The 22,213-nt window shown below is 45.2% G+C and carries 28 protein-coding genes; 10 read left to right on the forward strand and 18 right to left on the reverse strand.

Annotation, left to right across the window (positions count from 1 at the left end):
- Positions 1-94: 94 nt before the first annotated feature.
- Entirely contained in the window at positions 95-445 is a 351-nt protein-coding gene (gene ansR / locus NYE53_RS11735) for an HTH-type transcriptional regulator AnsR (protein WP_004399024.1), read from the forward strand.
- A gap of 8 nt (positions 446-453) precedes the next feature.
- Here the strand turns inward: ansR and NYE53_RS11740 are convergent, their stop codons facing one another.
- On the reverse strand, positions 454-1,617 hold the full coding sequence (locus NYE53_RS11740) for a TIGR00375 family protein (protein ID WP_033884655.1): 1,164 nt from the start codon (positions 1,615-1,617) through the stop codon (positions 454-456).
- Entirely contained in the window at positions 1,614-2,171 is a 558-nt protein-coding gene (nudF, locus tag NYE53_RS11745; RefSeq protein ID WP_004398600.1) for an ADP-ribose pyrophosphatase, read from the reverse strand. Before nudF ends, NYE53_RS11740 begins: the two co-directional genes overlap by 4 nt.
- Positions 2,172-2,245: 74 nt before the next feature.
- Between nudF and mciZ the strand changes: the two genes are divergently transcribed.
- On the forward strand, positions 2,246-2,368 hold the full coding sequence (gene mciZ / locus NYE53_RS11750) for a Z-ring formation inhibitor MciZ (protein ID WP_003230420.1): 123 nt from the start codon (positions 2,246-2,248) through the stop codon (positions 2,366-2,368).
- 62 nt (positions 2,369-2,430) lie between these two features.
- Positions 2,431-3,351 carry an aldo/keto reductase gene (locus NYE53_RS11755; RefSeq protein ID WP_021479963.1) on the forward strand — a complete coding sequence of 307 codons (921 nt, stop codon included), beginning with the start codon at positions 2,431-2,433 and terminating at the stop codon, positions 3,349-3,351.
- A 35-nt stretch (positions 3,352-3,386) separates the two neighbouring features.
- Here the strand turns inward: NYE53_RS11755 and NYE53_RS11760 are convergent, their stop codons facing one another.
- Positions 3,387-3,611: a YqkE family protein gene (locus NYE53_RS11760; protein ID WP_003230416.1), complete on the reverse strand. Its 225-nt coding sequence runs from the start codon at positions 3,609-3,611 to the stop codon at positions 3,387-3,389.
- A gap of 160 nt (positions 3,612-3,771) precedes the next feature.
- On the opposite strand from NYE53_RS11760, the gene NYE53_RS11765 reads away from it, so the two are divergent.
- Positions 3,772-4,689: an alpha/beta hydrolase gene (locus NYE53_RS11765; RefSeq protein WP_339248532.1), complete on the forward strand. Its 918-nt coding sequence runs from the start codon at positions 3,772-3,774 to the stop codon at positions 4,687-4,689.
- 39 nt (positions 4,690-4,728) lie between these two features.
- Here the strand turns inward: NYE53_RS11765 and NYE53_RS11770 are convergent, their stop codons facing one another.
- From NYE53_RS11770 to NYE53_RS11800, 7 genes are all read right to left on the reverse strand, one after another.
- The gene (locus NYE53_RS11770) at positions 4,729-4,968 is read right to left on the reverse strand and encodes a YqkC family protein (protein ID WP_003230411.1); all 240 of its coding nucleotides are present in this window, start codon (positions 4,966-4,968) and stop codon (positions 4,729-4,731) included.
- A 12-nt stretch (positions 4,969-4,980) separates the two neighbouring features.
- Positions 4,981-5,304, reverse strand: coding sequence for an iron-sulfur cluster biosynthesis family protein (locus NYE53_RS11775; protein WP_003226552.1), 324 nt, complete (start codon positions 5,302-5,304; stop codon positions 4,981-4,983).
- On the reverse strand, positions 5,301-6,332 hold the full coding sequence (locus tag NYE53_RS11780; RefSeq protein ID WP_251187978.1) for a bifunctional GNAT family N-acetyltransferase/GrpB family protein: 1,032 nt from the start codon (positions 6,330-6,332) through the stop codon (positions 5,301-5,303). Before NYE53_RS11780 ends, NYE53_RS11775 begins: the two co-directional genes overlap by 4 nt.
- Complete coding sequence (locus NYE53_RS11785; RefSeq protein ID WP_251187989.1) at positions 6,325-6,669, reverse strand: antibiotic biosynthesis monooxygenase; 345 nt, start codon at positions 6,667-6,669, stop codon at positions 6,325-6,327. The genes NYE53_RS11780 and NYE53_RS11785 overlap by 8 nt, the downstream gene beginning before the upstream one ends.
- Before the next feature lie 9 nt (positions 6,670-6,678).
- Complete coding sequence (locus tag NYE53_RS11790; RefSeq protein ID WP_004398668.1) at positions 6,679-7,149, reverse strand: GNAT family N-acetyltransferase; 471 nt, start codon at positions 7,147-7,149, stop codon at positions 6,679-6,681.
- Positions 7,150-7,333: 184 nt separating this feature from the next.
- Positions 7,334-7,672, reverse strand: coding sequence for a YolD-like family protein (locus NYE53_RS11795; RefSeq protein ID WP_153256174.1), 339 nt, complete (start codon positions 7,670-7,672; stop codon positions 7,334-7,336).
- Positions 7,669-8,907 (reverse strand): DNA polymerase IV, encoded by a 1,239-nt coding sequence (locus NYE53_RS11800; protein ID WP_072175567.1) that lies wholly within the window; start codon positions 8,905-8,907, stop codon positions 7,669-7,671. The genes NYE53_RS11795 and NYE53_RS11800 overlap by 4 nt, the downstream gene beginning before the upstream one ends.
- Positions 8,908-9,072: 165 nt before the next feature.
- Here NYE53_RS11800 and NYE53_RS11805 point away from each other — a divergent pair, with 165 nt between their 5' ends.
- The 3 genes from NYE53_RS11805 (at position 9,073) to NYE53_RS11815 (ending at position 11,273) form a co-directional block, all read left to right on the forward strand.
- Entirely contained in the window at positions 9,073-9,279 is a 207-nt protein-coding gene (locus NYE53_RS11805) for a YqzH family protein (RefSeq protein WP_095431485.1), read from the forward strand.
- Between the two features lie 552 nt (positions 9,280-9,831).
- Positions 9,832-11,085 (forward strand): MFS transporter, encoded by a 1,254-nt coding sequence (locus NYE53_RS11810; RefSeq protein ID WP_123373117.1) that lies wholly within the window; start codon positions 9,832-9,834, stop codon positions 11,083-11,085.
- Positions 11,086-11,114: 29 nt separating this feature from the next.
- Positions 11,115-11,273, forward strand: coding sequence for a hypothetical protein (locus NYE53_RS11815; protein ID WP_014477259.1), 159 nt, complete (start codon positions 11,115-11,117; stop codon positions 11,271-11,273).
- Here NYE53_RS11815 and NYE53_RS11820 read toward each other — a convergent pair.
- The 5 genes from NYE53_RS11820 to NYE53_RS11840 form a co-directional block, all read right to left on the reverse strand.
- Positions 11,270-11,656: a VOC family protein gene (locus tag NYE53_RS11820; RefSeq protein ID WP_004398989.1), complete on the reverse strand. Its 387-nt coding sequence runs from the start codon at positions 11,654-11,656 to the stop codon at positions 11,270-11,272. The genes NYE53_RS11815 and NYE53_RS11820 overlap by 4 nt on opposite strands.
- A 4-nt stretch (positions 11,657-11,660) precedes the next feature.
- Positions 11,661-12,620 carry a type I pantothenate kinase gene (gene coaA, locus NYE53_RS11825; RefSeq protein WP_003245966.1) on the reverse strand — a complete coding sequence of 320 codons (960 nt, stop codon included), beginning with the start codon at positions 12,618-12,620 and terminating at the stop codon, positions 11,661-11,663.
- A 71-nt stretch (positions 12,621-12,691) separates the two neighbouring features.
- Entirely contained in the window at positions 12,692-14,038 is a 1,347-nt protein-coding gene (dsdA, locus tag NYE53_RS11830; RefSeq protein ID WP_339244855.1) for a D-serine ammonia-lyase, read from the reverse strand.
- Positions 14,039-14,113: 75 nt separating this feature from the next.
- Complete coding sequence (locus tag NYE53_RS11835) at positions 14,114-14,893, reverse strand: SDR family oxidoreductase (RefSeq protein WP_014480191.1); 780 nt, start codon at positions 14,891-14,893, stop codon at positions 14,114-14,116.
- A 5-nt stretch (positions 14,894-14,898) separates the two neighbouring features.
- The gene (locus NYE53_RS11840) at positions 14,899-15,858 is read right to left on the reverse strand and encodes an MBL fold metallo-hydrolase (RefSeq protein ID WP_327829327.1); all 960 of its coding nucleotides are present in this window, start codon (positions 15,856-15,858) and stop codon (positions 14,899-14,901) included.
- Between the two features lie 403 nt (positions 15,859-16,261).
- On the opposite strand from NYE53_RS11840, the gene proC reads away from it, so the two are divergent.
- Entirely contained in the window at positions 16,262-17,098 is an 837-nt protein-coding gene (gene proC, locus NYE53_RS11845) for a pyrroline-5-carboxylate reductase (RefSeq protein ID WP_339244860.1), read from the forward strand.
- A gap of 40 nt (positions 17,099-17,138) precedes the next feature.
- Here the strand turns inward: proC and NYE53_RS11850 are convergent, their stop codons facing one another.
- Entirely contained in the window at positions 17,139-18,782 is a 1,644-nt protein-coding gene (locus tag NYE53_RS11850; protein WP_085186452.1) for a M20/M25/M40 family metallo-hydrolase, read from the reverse strand.
- A 171-nt stretch (positions 18,783-18,953) separates the two neighbouring features.
- On the opposite strand from NYE53_RS11850, the gene namA reads away from it, so the two are divergent.
- Complete coding sequence (namA, locus tag NYE53_RS11855) at positions 18,954-19,970, forward strand: NADPH dehydrogenase NamA (protein ID WP_003230377.1); 1,017 nt, start codon at positions 18,954-18,956, stop codon at positions 19,968-19,970.
- Between the two features lie 109 nt (positions 19,971-20,079).
- Positions 20,080-20,841, forward strand: a complete 762-nt coding sequence (locus NYE53_RS11860) for an alpha/beta hydrolase (protein WP_032726094.1) — start codon at positions 20,080-20,082, stop codon at positions 20,839-20,841.
- 42 nt (positions 20,842-20,883) lie between these two features.
- On the opposite strand, the gene rpmG is transcribed toward NYE53_RS11860, so the two are convergent.
- Entirely contained in the window at positions 20,884-21,033 is a 150-nt protein-coding gene (gene rpmG / locus NYE53_RS11865) for a 50S ribosomal protein L33 (protein WP_003226511.1), read from the reverse strand.
- An 81-nt stretch (positions 21,034-21,114) separates the two neighbouring features.
- On the reverse strand, positions 21,115-22,038 hold the full coding sequence (gene rnz / locus NYE53_RS11870; RefSeq protein ID WP_339244863.1) for a ribonuclease Z: 924 nt from the start codon (positions 22,036-22,038) through the stop codon (positions 21,115-21,117).
- Positions 22,039-22,213: the final 175 nt, after the last annotated feature.

Genomic DNA, 22,213 nt, shown 5'->3' on the forward strand with positions numbered 1-22,213 from the left:
AATAAAATACGCAAGACATTATTATTCAATTCGCGTACACTTCCTAATACCTATATGATATAATCAGCTCAAGGTGAAAAAGGAGCGGAAGTTCATGAATCTAGATCGTTTAACTGAATTGAGAAAAAAGAAAAATTGGTCGCTTCAATATACAGCTGACCTTCTCGGTATCGCAAAAAGCACATATGCCGGCTACGAGTCAGGCTACCGACGGCCTTCACTTGAAGCGCTCGCCATGCTGGCTGACCTCTTTGACACAACCTGCGATGAACTTTTAGGCCGCGAGAAACAAAAGCAGACTGCTCCTCAGGCCATAGAATTGGCCACGTGGAGCAGCCTTGACTTTACCATTTCTGTTGATGGCCAGCCGCTGAGTGAAGATGAAATCATCCAGCTGATTACCTTTATACGCACAAAAAGAAAAGTACAGGAGGAACTGAGTTAATCTTTAACTCACGGTTTAATTTTACCGTAGGTTCCTCCTCCTCCGGCTTTCAATTCCAGTTTTCCGGATCTCGCTTTTACGATAAGCGCCGCGGTTTTCGGCGGGACAACGCGAGCCAAATCTTCTTCTGCAGCCTCGTGAAGAACAGCCATTTCTGTTCCGAAGGCTTTTTTTAGTTTGTCCAGCGTTTTCGGGCCTACACCCGGAACAAATTGCAGCGGGATCTGATGTACATATCGCGGACGCGGGACGCGAACTTCAAGCTGATCACTCAATTCACGCAATCTTTCGCTGACTCCCTTGGTAAATCTGGCATTTCCGCAATTCGCGCACGCTGTTTCCCCGCTTACAGCAGGCTCTCCGCACGCTTCGCAAGCCGTCTGATAATATTTCCCCAATAACGGGTCCAAGCCATAATTTGCGATAATTTTCCTGTCATCTTGTCCCTTTAATGCAAGAGCAAATTCAGTAAAATCAGCTGACTGCACATATAGTTCATTATATTCTCTGCCGATTTTCCCCAACGAATGCGCATCAGAATTTGTTAAAAAAGGATACGGATTCAATTGCGATACGTGTGATGCCATGTCTGTATCACAGCTTAATCCAAGCTCCACCGCGTCTATCATAGATGGATCAAAAACCTCAGTTAAGCTTGATTTAACCCCTTTTCCATATAAGCTTTTATGCGGCGTAAAGATATGGGCGGGGATAAACAAGCCGCCCATATCCTGCACTTTTTTTTGCAGGTTTAAGCCCGTTTCATAAATCCGCTGCGAGCTTAAATGAATATTTTTCAGCCGGGCTGACAGCCAGTTTGAAAACTGTTTCATATCAGCCAGCGTCGGCATAAATACGAGCACATGGATCGGTCCGCTGCAGGCTTCATCATAAATCTCCAGCTCGCTCCCCAATAAAAGAGTCGTGCTGCGATAACGGATTCCTCCCCCATCAAGCTCGCGATATTTTCCAGATGAAATGCCTTCCTCAAGCTCTAGAATGACTTCCGGAGAATGACAGTCGATAATGCCGAGGAGTTCAATTCCTTTATGTTCACTGGCTTCAACCAAAATTCTGTCCAGCGTTAATGTTTTGGCGCCTGTTATTTTGACAGCCCTTCCTGTAAAGGTCCGGCCGATATGAATGTGCAAATCCGCGTAAATCTTTTTCATTTTTGTGCTTGGAGCGCTTCTTTCAGTTGAAGATACTGAATCGCGTAGGCTGTTTTAGCATCATATACTTCACGCGATTCAACCAGCTTTAGCGCATCTTCAAGCGTCACCTCCATCACTTCAACAAACTCGTCCTCATCAAGCTCCCGTTTTTCTTCAAGCACAGAAAGCTCCTCAGCAAGAAAAACGTGAACGATCTCATCTGCAAATCCGGGTGATGTATAAAACGCAGTTATTTTTGTCAGTTTTTTTGCTGTATAACCGGTTTCCTCTTCAAGTTCCCGAAGTGCCGTATACTCCGGCTCCTCACCTTTTTCAAGCTTACCGGCCGGAATTTCAACGATCGTCCGCTCAAGCGGCTTACGGAATTGTTTGACCATGATGATTTTCCCTTCATCTGTGACGGCTAGTACCGCTACAGCTCCAGGGTGTTTCACAATTTCACGTTTACTGGCTTTGCCGTTTGGCAGCTCTACATCCTCGACATAAAGATCAATGACTTTACCCGAAAAGATCTGTTCTTTGGCAATTGTTTTTTCTTCTAATGATTTCATTTCTTCATCTCCCGTTCTGTCTCTATATGATGCCCCATACATTTTATCATACTAGAGCAAAAGGGGGCTTCTTCGTGAAAGTGCACCGCATGCCAAAAGGTGTTGTCTTAGTCGGAAAAGCATGGGAAATTCGGGCGAAGTTAAAAGAGTATGGACGCACATTTCAATATGTGAAAGATTGGATCTCAAAGCCATAAAAGTTGAAACTTTAGCTCCTTTATATTACGGTCAATACAAAGCCTAAAAAAGGAGTGTGCACATGAAAAAGCGCAAATTGGGTACATCTGATTTAGACATTAGTGAAGTCGGACTCGGCTGTATGTCTCTTGGAACTGAAAAAAACAAAGCATTGTCCATTCTGGATGAAGCGATCGAGCTTGGCATCAACTATTTGGACACAGCGGATTTGTATGACCGAGGCCGCAATGAAGAAATTGTCGGTGATGCGATCCAAAACAGACGCCAGGATATTATACTGGCAACAAAAGCGGGAAACCGTTGGGATGACGGAAGCGAGGGCTGGTATTGGGACCCTTCAAAAGCTTACATAAAAGAGGCGGTAAAAAAGAGCCTTACACGTCTGAAAACAGATTATATCGACCTTTATCAGCTTCATGGCGGCACGATAGAGGACAACATTGATGAAACGATCGAAGCGTTTGAGGAATTAAAACAAGAAGGTGTCATCCGCTACTACGGCATTTCTTCCATCCGCCCGAATGTGATTAAAGAATATGTAAAAAAATCAAACATCGTCAGCATTATGATGCAATTCAGCCTCTTTGACAGACGCCCTGAGGAATGGCTCCCGCTTTTAGAGGAACATCAAATCAGCGTAGTCGCCAGAGGTCCTGTTGCCAAAGGGCTCTTAACTGAAAAACCGCTTGATCAAGCTTCAGACAGCATGAAACAAAACGGGTACTTGTCCTATTCATTCGAGGAACTGACAAACGCCCGCAAGGCAATGGAGGAAGTGGCTCCCGATCTTTCCATGACAGAAAAGTCGCTGCAGTATCTGCTAGCACAGCCGGCTGTCGCTTCAGTGATTACAGGCGCCAGTAAGATTGAGCAGTTACGGGAAAATATTCAGGCAGCAAATGCACGGCGTTTAACCGAAGAGGAAATCAAAGCGCTCCAATCTCATGCGAAACAAGACATTTACAAAGCTCATCGCTCATAGCAGAAAAACCAGCACCCGTACAGGCAGGTGCTGGTTTATTTATATTGATGCCAATCCATTTGGCTTTCATTTAGGAGTTCTTCAAAGCTCTTATTTTTTTCGATCTCTTTTTTCTTTCTGATCTGTTCTGCTTTTTCTCTTTCCTGCCTCTTTTCATCCTCTTCCTTCAATTGGCTCTTCATCTCCATAAGCTTTGCTTTGATATCGGATTGAAGGCCGTCTTTTAGCTGGTGCTTATCAGCGGATTTTTGTTTTTTCATTCAGACTTCCCCCATGTTTTGTTTTGAAGACAGTTTATCACGGAGCATATACACTGAACAAGCAGACTCTCTTCTGATTACTTTCTCAGCGAAGCAGTGTTTAGGTATAATGATTTTAAACACGAATTACCTATATTTAGTTGAAAGGTGCTGTGACTTGTTGAAGAAAATCTTTTTGGCCATTGGCGCTCTCGTAACAGCTGTCATCGCAAGTGGAATTGTTTTTTCGAATATGATTCTATTCATCAAGAGAAAAACGGATGAAGACATTATCAAAAGAGAGACAGACGACGGACATGATGTGTTTGAATCATTTGAACAAATGGAGAAAACCGCTTTTGTGATACCATCCGCTTACGGGTACGACGTAAAAGGATACCATGTCGCACCGCATGACACACCAAATACCATCATCATCTGCCACGGGGTGACGATGAATGTACTGAATTCTCTTAAGTATATGCATTTATTTCTAGATCTCGGCTGGAATGTGCTCATTTATGACCACCGCCGGCATGGCCAAAGCGGCGGAAAGACGACCAGCTACGGGTTTTACGAAAAGGATGATCTCAATAAGGTTGTCAGCTGGCTCAAAAACAAAACAAATCATCGCGGATTGATCGGAATTCACGGTGAGTCGATGGGAGCTGTGACCGCCCTGCTTTACGCTGGTGCACACTGCAGCGATGGCGCTGATTTTTATATTGCCGATTGTCCGTTCGCATGTTTTGATGAACAGCTTGCCTACCGGCTGAGAGCGGAATACAGGCTCCCGTCTTGGCCCCTGCTTCCTATCGCCGACTTCTTTTTGAAGCTGAGAGGCGGCTATCGCGCACGTGAAGTATCTCCGCTTGCTGTCATTGATAAAATCGAAAAGCCGGTCCTCTTTATTCACAGTAAGGATGATGACTACATTCCTGTTTCTTCAACCAAGCGGCTTTATGAAAAGAAACGCGGGCCGAAAGCGCTGTACATTGCCGAGAACGGTGAACACGCCATGTCATATACCAAAAATCGGGATACGTACCGAAAAACAGTGCAGGAGTTTTTAGACAACATGAATGATTCAACAGAATAAAAAAGCGAAAGGCCTCTTCGGCTCTTTCGCTTTTTTATGTTACAGAACGTCGGTAATGCCATCCATATTTTCTCTGATCCATTCAATCGCAAGATCTATCGTTGTAAACTCCTGCGTCTCGAAGGTCATTTCATCCTGCAATAGCCAGACATCTTTCTTGATGGACTCTGCTCCTCCAATTGACCAGTGAAGCAAGGTATAGGGATGGTTTTGATTCAGGAAGGATACCCACGTTTTATTTTGTGCTGTGTTCTTCATTGCCTTCAGCTTTTGTTCCACGTTTCGCGTCTCCTACTTTACTAATATGCTCATTCTGGGGCTGAGCATTTCAGCCGGGCTTTTCAGCGCCAATGTTTTGGCTTTTTCATTGTAATCGATCGTCATTTGATCGTCAAAAAACACTTTTTGCGACGATTGGATATACAGCGGAATGCCGTTCGTTTCCAGCTGCTCGCACTGTCCCGTTAATTCTTCTGCCAGCCAGATTGTCGGGACACCGCTTACCGCGCAGCCGCATCCTTCTGCATCGTAACGAAGCTGGGCTTTTTTCCCCGGGTTGGCGTCAAACGCCTGCTGCAGTGCCTGTTTTGCTGCATCTGTCACATGTATGTTCATAAGGTGAAACCCCCGTTTTCATCATTTTTGCTATTGTAGCATACAACACTGCCATTCGCATTGTTTCTGCCTTTTTTCCACCGCTTCGCATTTTCTTCTGCAGTCTTGATCCACTCATCTTTCCCTTGTATGTACTGATTGATGCTGTCAGGGTGCTGGGCCGCCAGCCGTTTTTTGAGAACGGCGTATTCTTTCGCTATGTTTGGATGAGCTCTGAGATAATCTCTGAATAACAGATGCCTTTCAATAGCAGGGTTTCCCTGTTCGTACATATGGACATGATGAGTGCGTTTATTTCCGCCCTTTTGGAAATAACGCCTGCCCGCTATGCCGTTCTCACCTTTTGGTGTATAGCCGTTAGCCTTCATTTGTTCATCAAATTGGCTCACGGCTTCAATGCTTCTGACTTCAATTAACATATCAATGATTGGCTTCGCTGCCATGTTCGGTATCGATGTGCTTCCGATGTGATGAACAGCGATAATCTCCGGCCCGAACACAAGTTTCAGCCGTTCTTTTTCTTCATCGTAACATTCTGCCCATTTTTCGTTGTAGAGAACGACCTCAACTTTTCTTTTCGGATACAAATGAAAGACCGACAGCAATAGACCCTGCGCTGCTTTGACGGTTTCTGCCTTTTGGAATCCGGCCTGTGTATAGAGTGACACGGCCGGGGTATTGTTCTCGGCTGTGACTACTTCGATTTTCTCAGCGTCTTCATTATGATCAATGACAAATTGCAGAAGTGCTCGTCCAATTCCTTTTCTGAAACCGTCAGGATGCACAACAAGCCTGCAAATGGTGAGATGATGCATGTTTTTCTCATATGAAATGACACCGATCAGCTTGCCGTTTTTCCGATATCCCGCAAACCGTTCATGGGATGCTTGAATATCCTTCACCTTCTCTTGTAAAGCGGGAATACCGTCAAAACCGATAATCTCTGTTTCCTTTATGTAGGCGGGGATCTGTACGGCTAAAATCTCACGCGCTATAGTGGCTTCCTTATGCTGGAGAAATTCAATCATTCGTGTTCTCCTGAAACAGCCGCTGTCTGTCAACTTTTGCAACGCGGACTGCATACGACTCGTACCAAACGCTTTTTCCTTTTTCTTTTGCCGCTTGATGTTCAGTTTGATGCCTCCAATGGTTAATTGCGTCCATACTGTCCCAATAGGAAACTGTGATGCCCCTTCCATCCGCTTCACGTACGCTTTCCACGCCTAAAAATCCAGGCTGATCCCCCGCAAGCGATACCATCCGCTCCGCTGCTTCTCCATATCCTGTGTCATTTTCGCTTTTGACAGAAGAAAAAATGACTGCATAGTAAGGAGGCTCAGGTGTTTTTGATAAAAAATCCATTATATTTCCCCCTCATATGTTTTTGACAAACAGTACCCTGTCTTGGCCCGGGCCATCATAGTTTGCAAACACTGAGATGCCATTTACCGTCTTGGTGCCCTTTTCAATATCAAACCCCAATTTTGTGTGATATGCGATTGATACCTTATTCACAGGTGAAGTGACGCACTTTACCCGGGTGCAGCCTCTTTGTTTTACTGTTTCGATAAATACATCATACAATTGTTTCCCAATTTGCATTTTTCTGAAATCTGGATGCACACCGGAAAAATGAATGTACGCCGTTTCAGGATCCGATTGCGATTGAAATCCGATTAAAAATCCCGTCATGCTGTTATGTTCGGATGTAATAAAGCTTGTGTCCTGAAAATGCTCAAAAAATAGTCTCGGCAATTTTTCTTTCAGCTGTCTGCCGCCCCACCATTCATTCAGTACAGACGTTACCATTTCATAATCTGAAGACGTGATTGTTCGAATATCCATTACGATTTGATCTCCCTCCGTCTGGCAAAACGAATGTCAGCTCTTTTTCTCACAATATAAAAATTATATTTTGCCTGGCTGGAATTGTAAATGCCTTCTTTCCTTTATCATACGTTTCCAGACTGCCGAGGGAACAATGTTTCATCATTTTAGCCTATTTCTCCCCCAAGCAGGAGGAGAGACTTTACAGCACAATATCAAGCACTTGATCAAGTTTCAGCTTATAAAGCTGATTCTCGTCTCCTTTTATCCATACTGCTTTTTCAAACTCTTCATACCGGCAGATTTTCCCGGTGCAGCGGACAATTTCACCGTCCTGAAAGCAGCTCACAGTGATATCCTGAGCGAACTCCATCGCGGCGCAAAGCGTTTGATTCATCTCTTCCAGCTTATCGGGGTCAAGGATCGGCTTTTGCAGCTTCTGTTTAAGTCGCTTTCTCTCCAGCAGGCTTTGCTTATGTTCCGGCAGAAACATCCTGCTCCCTTCCCACAGCAGGTTGCCCCTTTTTAAATGATCGTTCATTTATAATGCCCCCCTATTTTAGCCGCACGTTCAAATGCCTGGCCTGCCGCTGTCAGTGACGCCGCCCTGATGATTGCTGTGTCGCCGAATCGATTTTTAATGCCGTCCATCACATAGCCTAGGCTCATTTTCTTTGCATAATCCTGAAATAAATTGAGCTGCCATATGTCATCAGATGAGAGCTGAGACAGATTGACACCGAGACGGCGGACAGGTTTCCCGTCCCAAAATGTAAGAAACAGCCGGCGGACAGCCTCATATACATCCTGCGTAGAATTAGTCGGCTCTGCCAGCTTCACTTGCCGGTTGAAGCCCGTCGGCCAATCAAAATCAGCACCCCGGCAGCTCACTGACACCGTCTGCCCCATGACCCCGGCGTTTCGGCTTCGCCTGCACACTTCTTCACTCAGCTCAAGCAATACGACCTTGATTTCTTTGTCAAAGTGTTCGTAGTCTCTCGGGAGAGTCATTCCATGGCCTATCGCCTTTTGCCCGTCCAGAGACGAAGTTGACACAGGGGAATAGTCGATTCCGTTTGCCGTCATCCACAGCACGTGGCCGTTAATGCCCCATTTCTTTTTTAAAAGATCGAGCGGAAAAGCCGCGAGCCCGCCGATCGTGCTGATGCCCATTCGATTTAAATGATGCTTCATGCGGCTCCCGACGCCAAACATGCTGCCCACCGGGAGCGGCCACATTTCGGTTTTCATATTTTCTTTCGTTAAGGTGAAAATGCCGTTCGTATTCTTTTTGGCAAAATTGTCACACGCAATTTTGGCCAGCGCTTTGTTAGGGCCGATTCCGACCCGTGCATAAACGCCGATCTCCCGCATGATTCTGCCCTGAATGCTTTTCGCGATCTCCATCGGCGTCCCAAACAGCTTCTGGCTGCCTGTAATGTCCATGAACTGTTCATCGATAGAATAAGGCTCCACAAGGTCTGTATACTCCTCGAGAATGGCCGTAATTTGCAGTGATACATCAATATACCGCTGCATACGCGGCCGGAGCACAACAGCCTCAGGACACTTTTCCTGCGCCTCCCACAGCCGTGAAGCATTCACCACACCCTTTTGTTTCGCCAGCGGGCAGGCAGCCAATACGACTCCGCCCCTTTTTTCAGGGTCACCCGAAACAATGACGGGCTTATTTTTCAAATATGGATTTTCCGCTTTCTCTACAGATGCATAAAACGATTGCATGTCAACGAGAAAAATCACTTTTTCTTTCATCATACACACCTCTAAAAAGAACTTATGTTCGTTTTTCATTATATGCGAAAGTATGTTCGTTTTATACTGGTAAATGATTCTTGTCTGACAGAAAATATGATCCAAGGGTTTGAGAGAAGAAAAACATTTAGTAGAATAAAAGCGAAGCATAAGGATAGGAGAGTCATGATGGAGAAATTTGTCGAAAAAATGATGGAACAGGCATTGCGGCAATACGGCAGAAACGTTGCTATAGATCCGTTAAGCCCGTATGAAAAACAAAGCCTGAAAGCAGCTCTAGAAGAGAGACGGAATGAAGAACCAGATGAGGATTTGCATGCTCATATAGAAGATATCATTTATGACTATGTCACAAACCAAGGCTTGTTCTCTTAAACGTATGACTGCCAGTGCTTTCAGCCGCTGATGCGGCTTCACTTTGAAAACACCGCCTGAAACAAATAAACAGTTTCAGGCTCACAGAAAAAAGCAGGATTTTCTCACGCTCCATAGATTCATATGGCCTGGCATAAAATTCCCCTCAGTGCTCGCGCAAAACGGAATAAGCTGTCCATGATCACGCGTATACACTTTTTCGAAGAGATGTGCTCTCTTGTTCTGTCATGCGGCCCATGCCGGTTTTCAGCGTACATCTTGATCTCATATCCGGTTTCACTGCCGATATGATCCACGTTCTGGCGGCTTAAACTAACACACTCTCACTGACCAATCGCTTTGCTTTTCATCGGACATCCCGTCATTTTCCTTCTTCAATTTCAAGATGTAAACTCCGTCAGCCACACGCATCCTCAACGCATAGTATATTGCCATCCATACAATCAGGCATACTACATGTCAATAACGAAATATTTTGAACGATCTATTGGAGAAGGAAATTTTTTCATATATGATAGAGAAAGATCATACATACAGGAGAGAATATAATTCATGAAGAAATGGAAAGACATCCACCCGATCAGCTGGACAATTATAATCGGAACCATTTTCGGCAGAATGGCAACATCGATGAGCATTCCTTTTTTAGCGATTTATTTGACAGCCGTCCAAGGCGCATCAGCTTCCTATGCAGGGCTGGTCATTGCCGCGAGCTCATCAGTCGGCACCCTCGCAAGCTTTTACGGCGGATATATCTCAGATAAATTCGGCAGAAAAAACATGATGCTTGTATCGATTTTCGGATGGATGCTGGTATTTGCAGGCTTTGCGGCGGCATCTCATCTCTGGGTGTTTTTTGTAGTCAACGCATTAAACGGTCTTTGCAAATCACTGTTTGAGCCCGCTTCAAAGGCCTTGCTGTCTGATATGACAGAAGAAAAAACGAGACTGCTAGTTTTTAATTTACGCTATGCAGCTATTAATATCGGCGTTGTCTTCGGACCTGTGCTTGGCCTATATTTCGGCTCATCGCAATCGACTACGCCCTTTTTGGTGCCTGCAGTCATTTACGGACTATACGGAATTGTGCTTGCCCTCCAATTTAAAAAACATCCATCCTTATCAGCACCAGCCCAGTCCCGAAATATGAGCGTGCGGGAAGCGTTTATGGTCACGCAAAAAGATTATCTTTTTACCATTGCTTTGGTCGGCATTACGCTATGCACCTTCGGCTACTCACAATTGAGTTCCACATTCCCTCAGTATATGGCGCAGAGCCCCTTGATCGGCAATGGAACGAAGCTGTATGGGCTGATGCTGACATTAAACGCAATCGTTGTGTTGGCGACGCAATTTCCCATTGTCCATTTTGCAAAACGGTTTTCGCCGCTTTGTTCTCTGATGCTCGGTAATGTGATGGTTAGTATCAGCATGGCCATTTTCACCGTATCGCACGGTGTTCCATCAATTGTGATGATTGTCATCACATTTACAATCGGCGAAGTTCTTTTGTTCTCTATGATGGATTTGTATGTAGACCAGATTGCAAAACCAGGATTAAAAGGCACTTATTTCGGGGCAATCGGTTTTTCACAGCTCGGAAACGTCATCGGCCCTTGGGTCGGGGGGATATGTATAGACCTGTTTGGCGCTGGCCGGCCGATTTATATTTTTTCTGTCCTGAGCGGCATTACGCTGCTCGGCCTGCCATTTTTAGCGTTCGCCTATCGGCAAATGAAAACAGAGACCACAAAACACCGTTCCCGTCTGGAAAAGCCGCTTTACATAAAAAACGGAAGAGAATGAATCTCTCCCGCAAACATGAGGTGAAGAACATGAATATAGGTGATGTGATGTTTCAGCTGTTTGTATTTATTATATTTGCCGCTGTCATCTTTGCGGCTGTTACAGGCTTCAAGTATGCGAAAAACCGAAAAGCGCAGCTGGATCGCATTGAGAAAAAGCTGAACAGCCTGTCCGAAGATCACGATTAACAGCTTGGGGCAACGAGCTCTACCTTAATCCGGTCTGGATCCTCACAAAAGACTGCATAATGCCCGTCTCCTCCGGCAAAAGGATGCCTGTCTCGGTACAACACACGATAACCTTTTGCCGTCAATTTTTCAGTCATCTGATCGACTTGAAGCTTGGATTCAGCATGAAATGCGAGATGGTTCAGACCGACTCGGCATCTATGGTATTCCGGCTCTAGAAATGGCTCTTTCGCCTGCACAATCACTAAGTAAAAACGATCTTTCTTCCAGCTGATGCCTGAGCTCCATTTTTGATACTCTTTATAGCCAAGTTCTTTTAAGAACCATCCCCAAAACCGCCTAGACGCCTCCAAATCAGAGACATACAGTTCGATATGATGCACAATTTCATACCCTCCTTACCAGCACTTCCTCGACCTTATGCCCGTCTCCCTTACGCAAAATGAGATCTGACCTGAATTTAGTCGGCAAAATATTTTCATATAAATTCGGCCGGTTGACACTCTCCCAAATCGAGGCTGCCATCTCGTCAGCCTCCTGATCGGACAAGTCTTTAAATTTATGAAAATATGAATCAGGATTTTGAAAAGCAGTTTCCCGAAGAAGGCGAAAACGCTCTAAATACCAAGTGAAAATCCGGCTTTCCTCCGCATCCACATAAATCGAAAAATCAAAGAAATCGGAAACAAAAATACGCGGGTTTTCCCGGTCATCCTCCAAGGTGGGCGACTGAAGAACATTAATGCCTTCAATAATCACAATATCCGCCTGTTCTACAACCTCGAACACACCTTCCTCGCGGTCATAGGTTAGATGGGAATACACCGGGGCCTTTACGCTGTCCTTTCCTGATTTTAAGTCATTCAAAAACTCAAGCAGCGCCTTTACATCATAGCTTTCAGGAAACCCTTTTCTAGACATCATATTTTTCTTTTTCAGCTCGGCAGTAGGAAATAAAAAACCATCTGTCGTGATAAGGCTCACTTTGGGACGGTCAGGCAAACGCGAAAGCAGCTTCTGCAAGATCCGCGCCGTCGTGCTTTTTCCGACTGCGACACTGCCGGCAATGCCGATAATAAACGGAATTTTGGCTGAATGTGGGTGCTTCAAAAAAACATTGACATGCTTATTGCGTTCAGCAGCAGACTTGACATGTAAATGAAGCAAGCGAACAAGCGGAATATAGATCGTCTCCACTTCTTCAACAGATAGATAATCATTCAATCCTTCCACAGCTTTTGCCTCTTCTTCAGATACAGCAATCGACAAATGCCCCCCAAAACCAGACCAAGACTCCCGATTGTGCTGTGTATATAAAGTATGTAAGTTAAGTTCTTTATTTTTCACTGTTTACACCTGACTCTCTGTAGGTTAAAACCCTTACAAAGATTGTAACGGAAAACCTTTTCACTGTCTGCTTATTTTTCATTTCGTTTTTTTAGCAAATCAGCACCAATTCGGTTATACGCGGCCATTTCATCTTTTGGAACCATGCTTCCTCCCGTTCCCCAGACGACATGTACGGCATGTTCCATCTTATATTTCTGACCATAGCGCCTTCCCTCTTCTGTCGAAAAAAGCTGAATCGGCCCGAACATGCCGGCAAGAGCAGAGGGCTCTAAATATTTATCTTCAGATACAGCCAGCATATGAAGCAAAGTATAAAGCGTATTGTCCTCTACCGTATAACAGCCGCTCAGAAGCGGCTCAATCAGCTTGCCGACAAATCCTGACGGCCTCCCTACGGCAAGTCCGTCAGCAGCCGTCTGATTATCCAGGCCGATATCCTGGACGGAGATCTTCTCGTGAAGTCCTGAATAAAGCCCTAACAGCATACAAGGTGAATGAGTTGGTTCTGCGAAAAACACATGAACATCATCTCCGTATAAAAGCTTCAGCCCAAATGCTACACCGCCCGGTCCTCCGCCGACTCCGCACGGCAGATACACAAACAAAGGCGTCTCAAGACTTGGCTTTATATTCATACAGTCAAGCTGTGTTTTTAATCGGCTTGCAGCAACAGCATATCCTAAGAACAGCTGACGAGAATGTTCATCATCAATAAAATAACAGAATGGATCTTGTTCCGCCTGCCGTCTCCCTTCGTTCACCGCTTCGCTGTAATCTGTTTCGTACTCCATAACAGTGACTCCCTTTTGGCGGAGGAGATCCTTTTTCCACTGCTTAGCATCGGCGGACATATGCACTGTCACGCGAAACCCGAGTGCCGCGCCGATGATGCCGATGCTTAAACCTAGATTTCCTGTCGAACCGACAGCAATCGAATAGCGGGAGAAAAACCCGGTATACCGCTCTTCCTGTAAGATGCGGTAATCATCGGTTTCCCGAAGCATTCCTTCTTGAAGCGCGAGATTTTCAGCATGCTTTAACACTTCATAAATCCCGCCCCTCGCTTTAATCGATCCTGAAATCGGAAGCTCATGGTCACACTTTAAAAGCCATCTTCCCGGAAATGGCTGCTGATATGCCGCTTCCAGCTTTTCCTTCATATGCTGCACCTCAAAAAGCGGAGACTCGATGATTCCTTTACCGCCTTTCGTCTCAGGAAACACCTCGGCAATGTAAGGTGCAAACCGCCGCATTCTTTTTTCCGCTTCCGCTATCTCGGTTGCCCACTCATCTGCACGGGGTAATGGCCCCTCTTTCTTGCCTGAGTTTGCCCAGAATACAGGCTCTGCATCAATCAGTTTCTGAATAAACGGATCTTTAAGCAGAGCATCAAGGACTTCTGAATGAACTGACATTCAACAATCTCTCCCTTCCACTATCAAAAACTGCCTCGTGAGAAACAAGCCACTCCACCACAGGCAGTTCCATCATTATTTTTTCATGAACGCGCGTCCTGCCAGCTTTTCTACAAGAGCTGGAAACAGCTGATACAGCTTAGTGCCAGCATTCATTAAACGCGGAAGATTGATCTCCCGCTTTTTCGTAAAAATTGCAGCTGTAATTTGAGCTGCCACGTCATCAGGATCAAGCATCCAGCGGCCGACATTTTTGGCGTAGTCCCCGCCTTTATCAGCAATGGAAAAAAAGTCCGTCTGAATCGGTCCCGGGTTGACTGTTGTCACATAAATGCCGGTTCCCGAAAGCTCCATCCGCAAAGCGTTTGAGTAACCTAACACGGCATGTTTGGTCGCGGAATACAGGCTAGACTTCGGTGTTGCGATTTTCCCCGCTTGAGAGGCGATATTGATGATATGGCCCTTTTTTTGCTCAAGCATTTGCGGAAGCACCGCTTTTGTACAGGCGATCAGGCCGAAGACATTCACATCAAACATCGCTTTCATGTCATCCAATGTAGAGTCTAAAACCGTTTCAAATATACCGAAGCCTGCATTGTTAATCAGTACATCAACCGAGCCGATCTGATCGCGGACCCGGGCGATATCCTCTAGGCGGCCCACATCCAGAGGAAAAATCTCACACTGTCCGCTCCATTCCTCGGTTATTTTCCTTTTGATTTCTATCAAACGATCCTCGCGTCTAGCCGACAGCAGGACATGGGCTCCTTCAGCCGCGCATAAGTATGCGATTCTTTCTCCAAGCCCTCCAGAAGCACCGGTTATCCAAATCCTTTTTCCCGCTATATGTTTCACCCATTTCACCTCTTCATTGTTCTAAAGTATGCGATGTTTCCTTCCCAATATGACGTGATGGCTTCTTCAGCCTCCAACACATCAAGATGCCCTGCCGTTTCTGACATTGTTAAAAACAATTCCTTTTCATATACAGCAGGAAAAAGCTGCTGACAGACCTGAAAAGCGGTCATCGGCTTTTCAGCCAGCATGCGACGAACATCCTCCGTTCGATTCCTCTGCTTGTCAAAACGCTTCTCAATCAGCGCCTGGACACTGGTGATTGGCTCGCCGTGACCAGGAAATACGATTGTTGGCTCTAGATGAGACAGCCTTCGCAAAGACCGCTGATAATCCACTAAAGGCTTTGACCTGACGTCTCCCGCTTTCGGCGCTTCTATAATCGGATTAGACGAGCTGTTGGCCAGCAGTAGATCTCCGCCAAGCATCCTTCCGCTTTTTTCATGGAACAGAACGATATGCGATTCAGCATGTCCAGGCATCTCCAACACAGACCAGCCCTCAAGCCCGTCAATGCCCATACCTTCACTGATTGTTTTTGTCAGAGATCTCGTACAGGAAAATGCGTACGCTGATCGAATCAGCTTTTCCGCCTTCCCCGTATCAAATGGAACGCCTAATTCAGGCAACAGCTTTTGAAAAAAACGTTTTTGCCAATCCATAAAGGCTTGATTTCGGCTGATATAAGGTTCGTTGAACGCATGCCCAATCACTTCGATTTCATCTGAAAAGACATCAAGCAAGCCTGCATGGTCGGCATGATGGTGAGTCAGTACAACCTGCTCGATATCTGACATTTTCACATTTACAGCGGCAAGCTGCTCTTGTAAGGCTCTGGCAGCCTCTTTTGTATTCGGCCCGGCATCGATAAGTGTCAGCGCATCACCTTTTACGAGGTAAACGATAACATCGCCGACAGCAAACGGCGTCGGGATGCGGATCGCAATTACATCTTCAGTTGTCATCCTTTCGCTCCTTGTCTTCATTCATTATTCATATTTTAGCTTTTTCTCGGTCTTATGTCATTATTGCTGAATGAGAACAGACCTTTTTGAAAAAGCTATTGACATTAGCTTGTCCGCCATTGCATAATGAACAACAAACTAAAACGAGAACATTGGAACGCTATGACGAGGAATAGTATACAAGGCAATGGCCTAAGAGAGCGATACCCCCGGCTGAAAGGTATTGCGGCCCGCTTGTTTGTAGAACCTGCCCTCAAGTCGCGGTTAGGAAAACCTAAACGTTTCCCGCGTTACGGGGATTTGAGCTGAGCACAATTTGTGCTAATGAGGGTGGTACCGCGAACCTTTTCGTCCTTTACGTGATGAAAAGGTTTTTTGTTGTTCTGATAGAAGGAGGATATCAATGAAAAAGATAGGATTTGTCGGCGCCGGGTCAATGGCAGAAGCAATGATCAACGGCATTTTGCAAAGCGGCATCACAAAACCAGAACATATCTATATTACAAATCGCTCAAATGACGAGCGTCTGATTGAATTAAAGGAAACGTACGGCGTGCGTCCATGCAGAGATAAAAATAAGTTTTTCACTCACACCGATATCATTATCCTCGCTTTCAAACCGAAAGACGCGGCGGAAAGCATCGACAGCATCCGGCCATATATCAAGGACCAGCTTGTCATTTCAGTACTTGCAGGCCTTACCATCGAAACCATTCAGCATTATTTTGGCAGAAAGCTCGCGGTCATTCGCGTCATGCCTAATACATCAGCGGCAATCAGAAAATCAGCAACCGGATTTTCCGTAAGCACGGAAGCAAGCAAGAATGATATTATTGCCGCAAAAGCTCTATTGGAAACAATCGGTGATGCAACACTGGTTGAGGAGCGGCATCTTGACGCTGTCACTGCAATCGCAGGCAGCGGCCCAGCTTACGTCTATCGTTATATTGAGGCGATGGAAAAAGCAGCTCAAAAAGTAGGATTAGATAAAGAAACGGCAAAAGCACTCATTTTGCAGACAATGGCAGGGGCAACAGATATGCTCCTCCAAAGCGGCAAACAGCCGGAAAAGCTGCGTAAAGAAATCACCAGTCCTGGGGGCACTACAGAGGCAGGTCTTCGCGCTTTACAGGACTCCCGCTTTGAAGAAGCAATTATTCACTGTATTGAAGAAACAGCTAAACGGAGCGCAGAAATCAAAGAACAGTTTGCCGGTGCCGCCTTAGAGAGACATTCTTAGATGTAAGGACAAAAACAGAAGGCACAGTGCCTTCTGTTTTTTATTTTTCCCGCAGCAGCTGGCCGGCAGATTCTGATTGCTTTAATAGCGCGGAGATCGTAAATGAAAGCAAATCGGGAAGCACTTCAAAGGAATAAGGCATATACAATCTTTCCGTCCATTTATGCGGGTCTTTACCAGCCGGACCGACATTTAAAACCGGGACATATAAAGCCTGATTTTTACCGCTTGGCAATGAATATCCTCTGTTAAAGAGCGGCATATTGCTTGTGTATGCATCAACCTCCTGCTTTTCCAGCTGAAGATAACTCAAGTCCGAAAGTCCAGGGAAGTACTGAACCTCCCGTAATGCAATGCCGTATCGCTCAGCCGCATAATGCTTTAACTGATCTGCTGTATTTCTGATCAATTGATCATCCTTTGAAGAAACAGCTGGATAAAGCGGCGGACTATAAAACAGAACGATGAGCGGCGCATCCTCCTTACAAAGCGAAGCAAGCTCAGAAACAATTTTCGTCGAAAAATCCCTGTCTCCAAGCTCCCCCCTGTTAGCAAAGGCATAATTTAGAGCCCGCTCTGTTTCCGAGATCCCCGCACGCTTTTTTGCACGCGAGACCAGCTCATCAAATGTCAAAACAGTGACGTCCCGCTCAATCGGCTGAAATGGCTCAAATTGTTGAAAATCCTGTGTTTTCTTCCGAACGTTCGACATGATTTCCTCCGCCGCCTGTTCTGCTGTTTTAAGCAGCATCTGATGCAGCTCACTAGCTGAGCGTTTCATTGACAGCACATTAAATAATGTGACAGCTGTATGCGGTGTCTGGACTGAATATGCCTCTTTCAAGTCCTTTTGCATTAAGTTTACCGGCGGCGGAGTGACCTCGCCATCAACCTTTTCGCAATAATCAGCATTCAGTTCAAGCAAACGGTTAATCTCAGATACCATTAAATTTGCGTTTAGGCCTGAAAACGGCTCTCCAACATGTGTCTCAATCCCCTTGCAGAAAAAACCCGCAAGCACCTTTCCAATGCTTCCTGTATAAAAATATTGCTGCTGATCGCCGGGAAATTTTTCAAACATCGGTTCGGCATTCAGGCAAGCGGTTAATGTGATATCATGCTTTTTCTCCATTTCCTTCAATGCAGGAACCGCTTCAATCATGCCTCTTGAATTCACTTCCTCGTCCGGAACCGTTATCAACAGCAGATTGCCCTCAAAATGTCCGTTCATTGCCCTCTCCAGCATCGACAGTTGAACACAAAGCCCCGCTTTCATATCCATCGTCCCTCTTCCGAACAGCCAGTCTCCGCTTTCGGCATCTCTTCTCACACGTTCCGGGAGCAGCTCTTCTTTCTCTAAAAAGGAGCTCAAAAGCTCAGCAGGCTTGCAAGCCATATGTTTAAATTCGCCGTAATCTTCTATGTCAACGACATCAAAATGACTCAGCAGAAGCACTGTCTTTTTGACATTCTTCTTTTTGACTAGAGCCGTAAGAAAAGATCTGCCATCGTCCATCGGATGAAGCGTTACATCATCAGGGTGCTTTTGAAAATAGGGCTTGTCCTTCAAAATAAAATAAAGATACTCTGCAAGCGCTGCCTCGCCCTTTGAACCGGTGATGCTTTCGTATTGCACAAGAGAAGTTAAAAGTGCCAGCAATTCGTCCTTCGTCTGCCAATTCATTGATTTCGCCCCTCCTATGAATAAAAATGCTTCTATACTGAAAAATAAACTGATTTCTCGTCTATTATACAGAAATGTTTGACAAAAGCGGTTCTTTTGAGCAGTTTATATGACGGGAAAGAAATGACTTGATATAATCAATCTCTAAAAACCTTACGGGAGGCGAAAGAAATGGCCAGAAAATTATTTACACCTATTACAATTAAAGATATGACGTTAAAAAACCGCATTGTCATGTCGCCAATGTGCATGTATTCTTCTCATGAAAAGGACGGAAAATTAACACCGTTCCACATGGCACATTACATATCGCGCGCAATCGGCCAGGTCGGACTGATTATTGTAGAGGCGTCAGCGGTTAACCCTCAAGGACGAATCACTGACCAAGACTTAGGCATTTGGAGCGACGAGCATATTGAAGGCTTTGCCAAACTGACTGAGCAGGTCAAAGAACAAGGTTCAAAAATCGGCATTCAGCTTGCCCATGCCGGACGTAAAGCTGAGCTTGAAGGAGATATCTTCGCTCCATCGGCGATTGCGTTTGACGAACAATCAGCAACACCTGTAGAAATGTCAGCAGAAAAAGTAAAAGAAACAGTTCAGGAGTTCAAGCAAGCGGCTGCCCGCGCAAAAGAAGCCGGCTTTGATGTGATTGAAATTCATGCGGCGCACGGATATTTAATTCACGAATTTTTGTCTCCGCTTTCCAACCATCGCACAGATGAATACGGCGGCTCACCTGAAAACCGATATCGTTTCTTGAGAGAGATCATTGATGAAGTCAAACAAGTATGGGACGGTCCTTTATTTGTCCGTGTATCTGCTTCTGACTACACTGATAAAGGCTTAGACATTGCTGATCACATCGGTTTTGCAAAATGGATGAAGGAGCAGGGTGTTGACTTAATTGACTGCAGCTCAGGCGCCCTTGTTCACGCAGACATTAACGTATTCCCTGGCTATCAGGTCAGCTTCGCTGAGAAAATCCGTGAACAGGCGGACATGGCTACTGGTGCCGTCGGCATGATTACAGACGGTTCAATGGCTGAAGAAATTCTGCAAAACGGACGTGCCGACCTCATCTTTATCGGCAGAGAGCTTTTGCGGGATCCATTCTTTGCAAGAACTGCTGCGAAACAGCTCAACACAGAGATTCCGGCCCCTGTTCAATACGAAAGAGGCTGGTAATGCCCATAAGAGATATCCTGTAGAGGATATCTCTTTTTTTATTTTTAGAGAAACGATCGGCTAAGGTTCTCCGTCTCCCTAGTAGAACCAATTAGAGGAGATGACTCCAATGAAATCAGCTTGGATGGAAAAGACATATACAATTGACGGATGTGCGTTTCATACACAGCACCGGAAAGGATCAAGCGGTGTAACGATTGTCTTTGAGGCCGGCTATGGTACTTCTTCTGAGACGTGGAAACCATTAATGGCGGACATTGATGATGAATTTGGCATTTTCACATATGATCGGGCAGGCATAGGAAAAAGCGGGCAAAGCAGAGCTAAACGAACAGCTGATCAACAAGTGAAAGAATTGGAGAGTTTGCTTAAAGCAGCTGATGTAAAACCTCCTTATTTGGCTGTTTCACACTCATACGGAGCTGTCATCACCGGTTTATGGGCCTGCAAAAACAAGTATGATATTATCGGCATGGTCCTTCTTGACCCAGCTTTAGGCGATTGCGCCAGCTTTACCTTTATACCCGAAGAAATGCACAAATCACATACGAGAAAGATGATGCTTGAGGGCACACATGCAGAGTATTCAAAAAGTCTGCAGGAGCTCAAAAAGCGGCAAGTCCACTTAGGAAACATGCCTCTTCTTGTGTTGTCATCAGGAGAACGGACTGAGAAATTCGCTGCTGAACAGGAGTGGCAAAACTTGCACAGCAGCATATTGTCTCTATCTAACCAAAGCGGCTGGATTCAAGCTAAAAACAGCTCCCACAACATCCATCATGATGAACCTCATATCGTTCACTTGGCTATTTATGACGTATGGTGCGCAGCGTGCCAGCAGGCCGCTCCTCTTTACCAGGCAGTCAATTAACGTAAAAAAGACCGGGCCGTAAGGGGTTCCCGGTCTTTTATATTATTTTGTTTCACGGTGAAGGGTATATTTCTTTAAACGCGGTGAATATTTTTTCAGCTCCAAACGGTCTGGATTGGTGCGTTTATTTTTTGTTGTGATGTAATTTCGGTCTCCCGTTTCAGTGCAGGCTAAAGTAACATTTACTCTCATAATTAACATCTCCTTATAAAGCGTAATGATTACGTTTTATTATACAACGTCATCACAAATTGTCAAATAAGAGCTCCGCCTTCAGCCTCGCGGGACGTTTACCTCTAAGAAATCATATGCCGCCACGCTATTGGGGAAAACGTCAACCGCTTCTTTTTGAAGCTCCAAAGAAGCATCTCCCTGATATCTTGCGCTGATATGGGTTAAAATGAGCTGCTTCGCTCTTGCTTCTTTCGCTGTTACAGCCGCTTGTTCCGTTGTACTGTGATAATAATCATAAGCAAGTTTACGGTCTTCCTTAGCAAAGGTTGCTTCATGAACAAGCACATCACAATCCCTCGCAAGCTCTTTTAGTTTGTCACTTACTCTCGTATCACCGGAGAACACAACAGATCTTCCCTTTTTAGGAGGCTCCAGAAAATCATTCCCATTGATGATTCGTCCGTCTTCAAGCGTTACCGTTTCGCCTTTTTTGATTTTCTGATATACAGGTCCGGGCGGGATGTTCATTTCTTTTAATACATCAGCCTTCAAGGAACCCGGTACGTCTTTTTCCTGCACACGGTACCCGAAGGCTTCCACTCCATGAATAACAGATACCGCTGTGACAATAAACTGATCGTCCTCAAACACGATTCCTTCTTCAATTTCCTGGACCGCAAGCGGATATGTCAAATGGGTCTTCGTGACGGCAAGGCTTGTTTCAATAAACGCCTTGATCCCTTTAGGTCCGTACACTGTCAGCTCGTCCTCTCCGCCTTGAAAGGAACGGCTCCCCAGAAGCCCCGGAAGTCCGTATACATGATCGCCGTGCATGTGTGTAATAAAGATTTTCTCTATTTTACGAGGTTTAATCGTTGTATGTAAAATTCGATGCTGTGTGGCTTCCCCGCAGTCAAAAAGCCATACCGAACGCCTTTCTTCAAGCAATTTTAATGCCACCGACGTTACATTTCTCGCCTTGGCGGGAATGCCGGCTCCCGTCCCTAAAAAAAGTAATTCCACGTTTCCTTCCTCCTACTAGAACCAGATACCTACAAGAATACAGGATCAAGCGCAAAATGTGAATCTTGCCTCTGAAAAGAACAATCCTTTCGTGCTAGAAACATTTTTTCAGCATTCTGCTTAAAAAAGGGCTTAAATGTTTGCTTTCGTTGAATTTTAGATTTAAAATGAAGGA

The sequence above is a fragment of the Bacillus sp. FSL R5-0523 genome, assembly GCF_037975295.1.
GTDB classification, from domain to species: Bacteria; Bacillota; Bacilli; order Bacillales; family Bacillaceae; genus Bacillus; species Bacillus subtilis.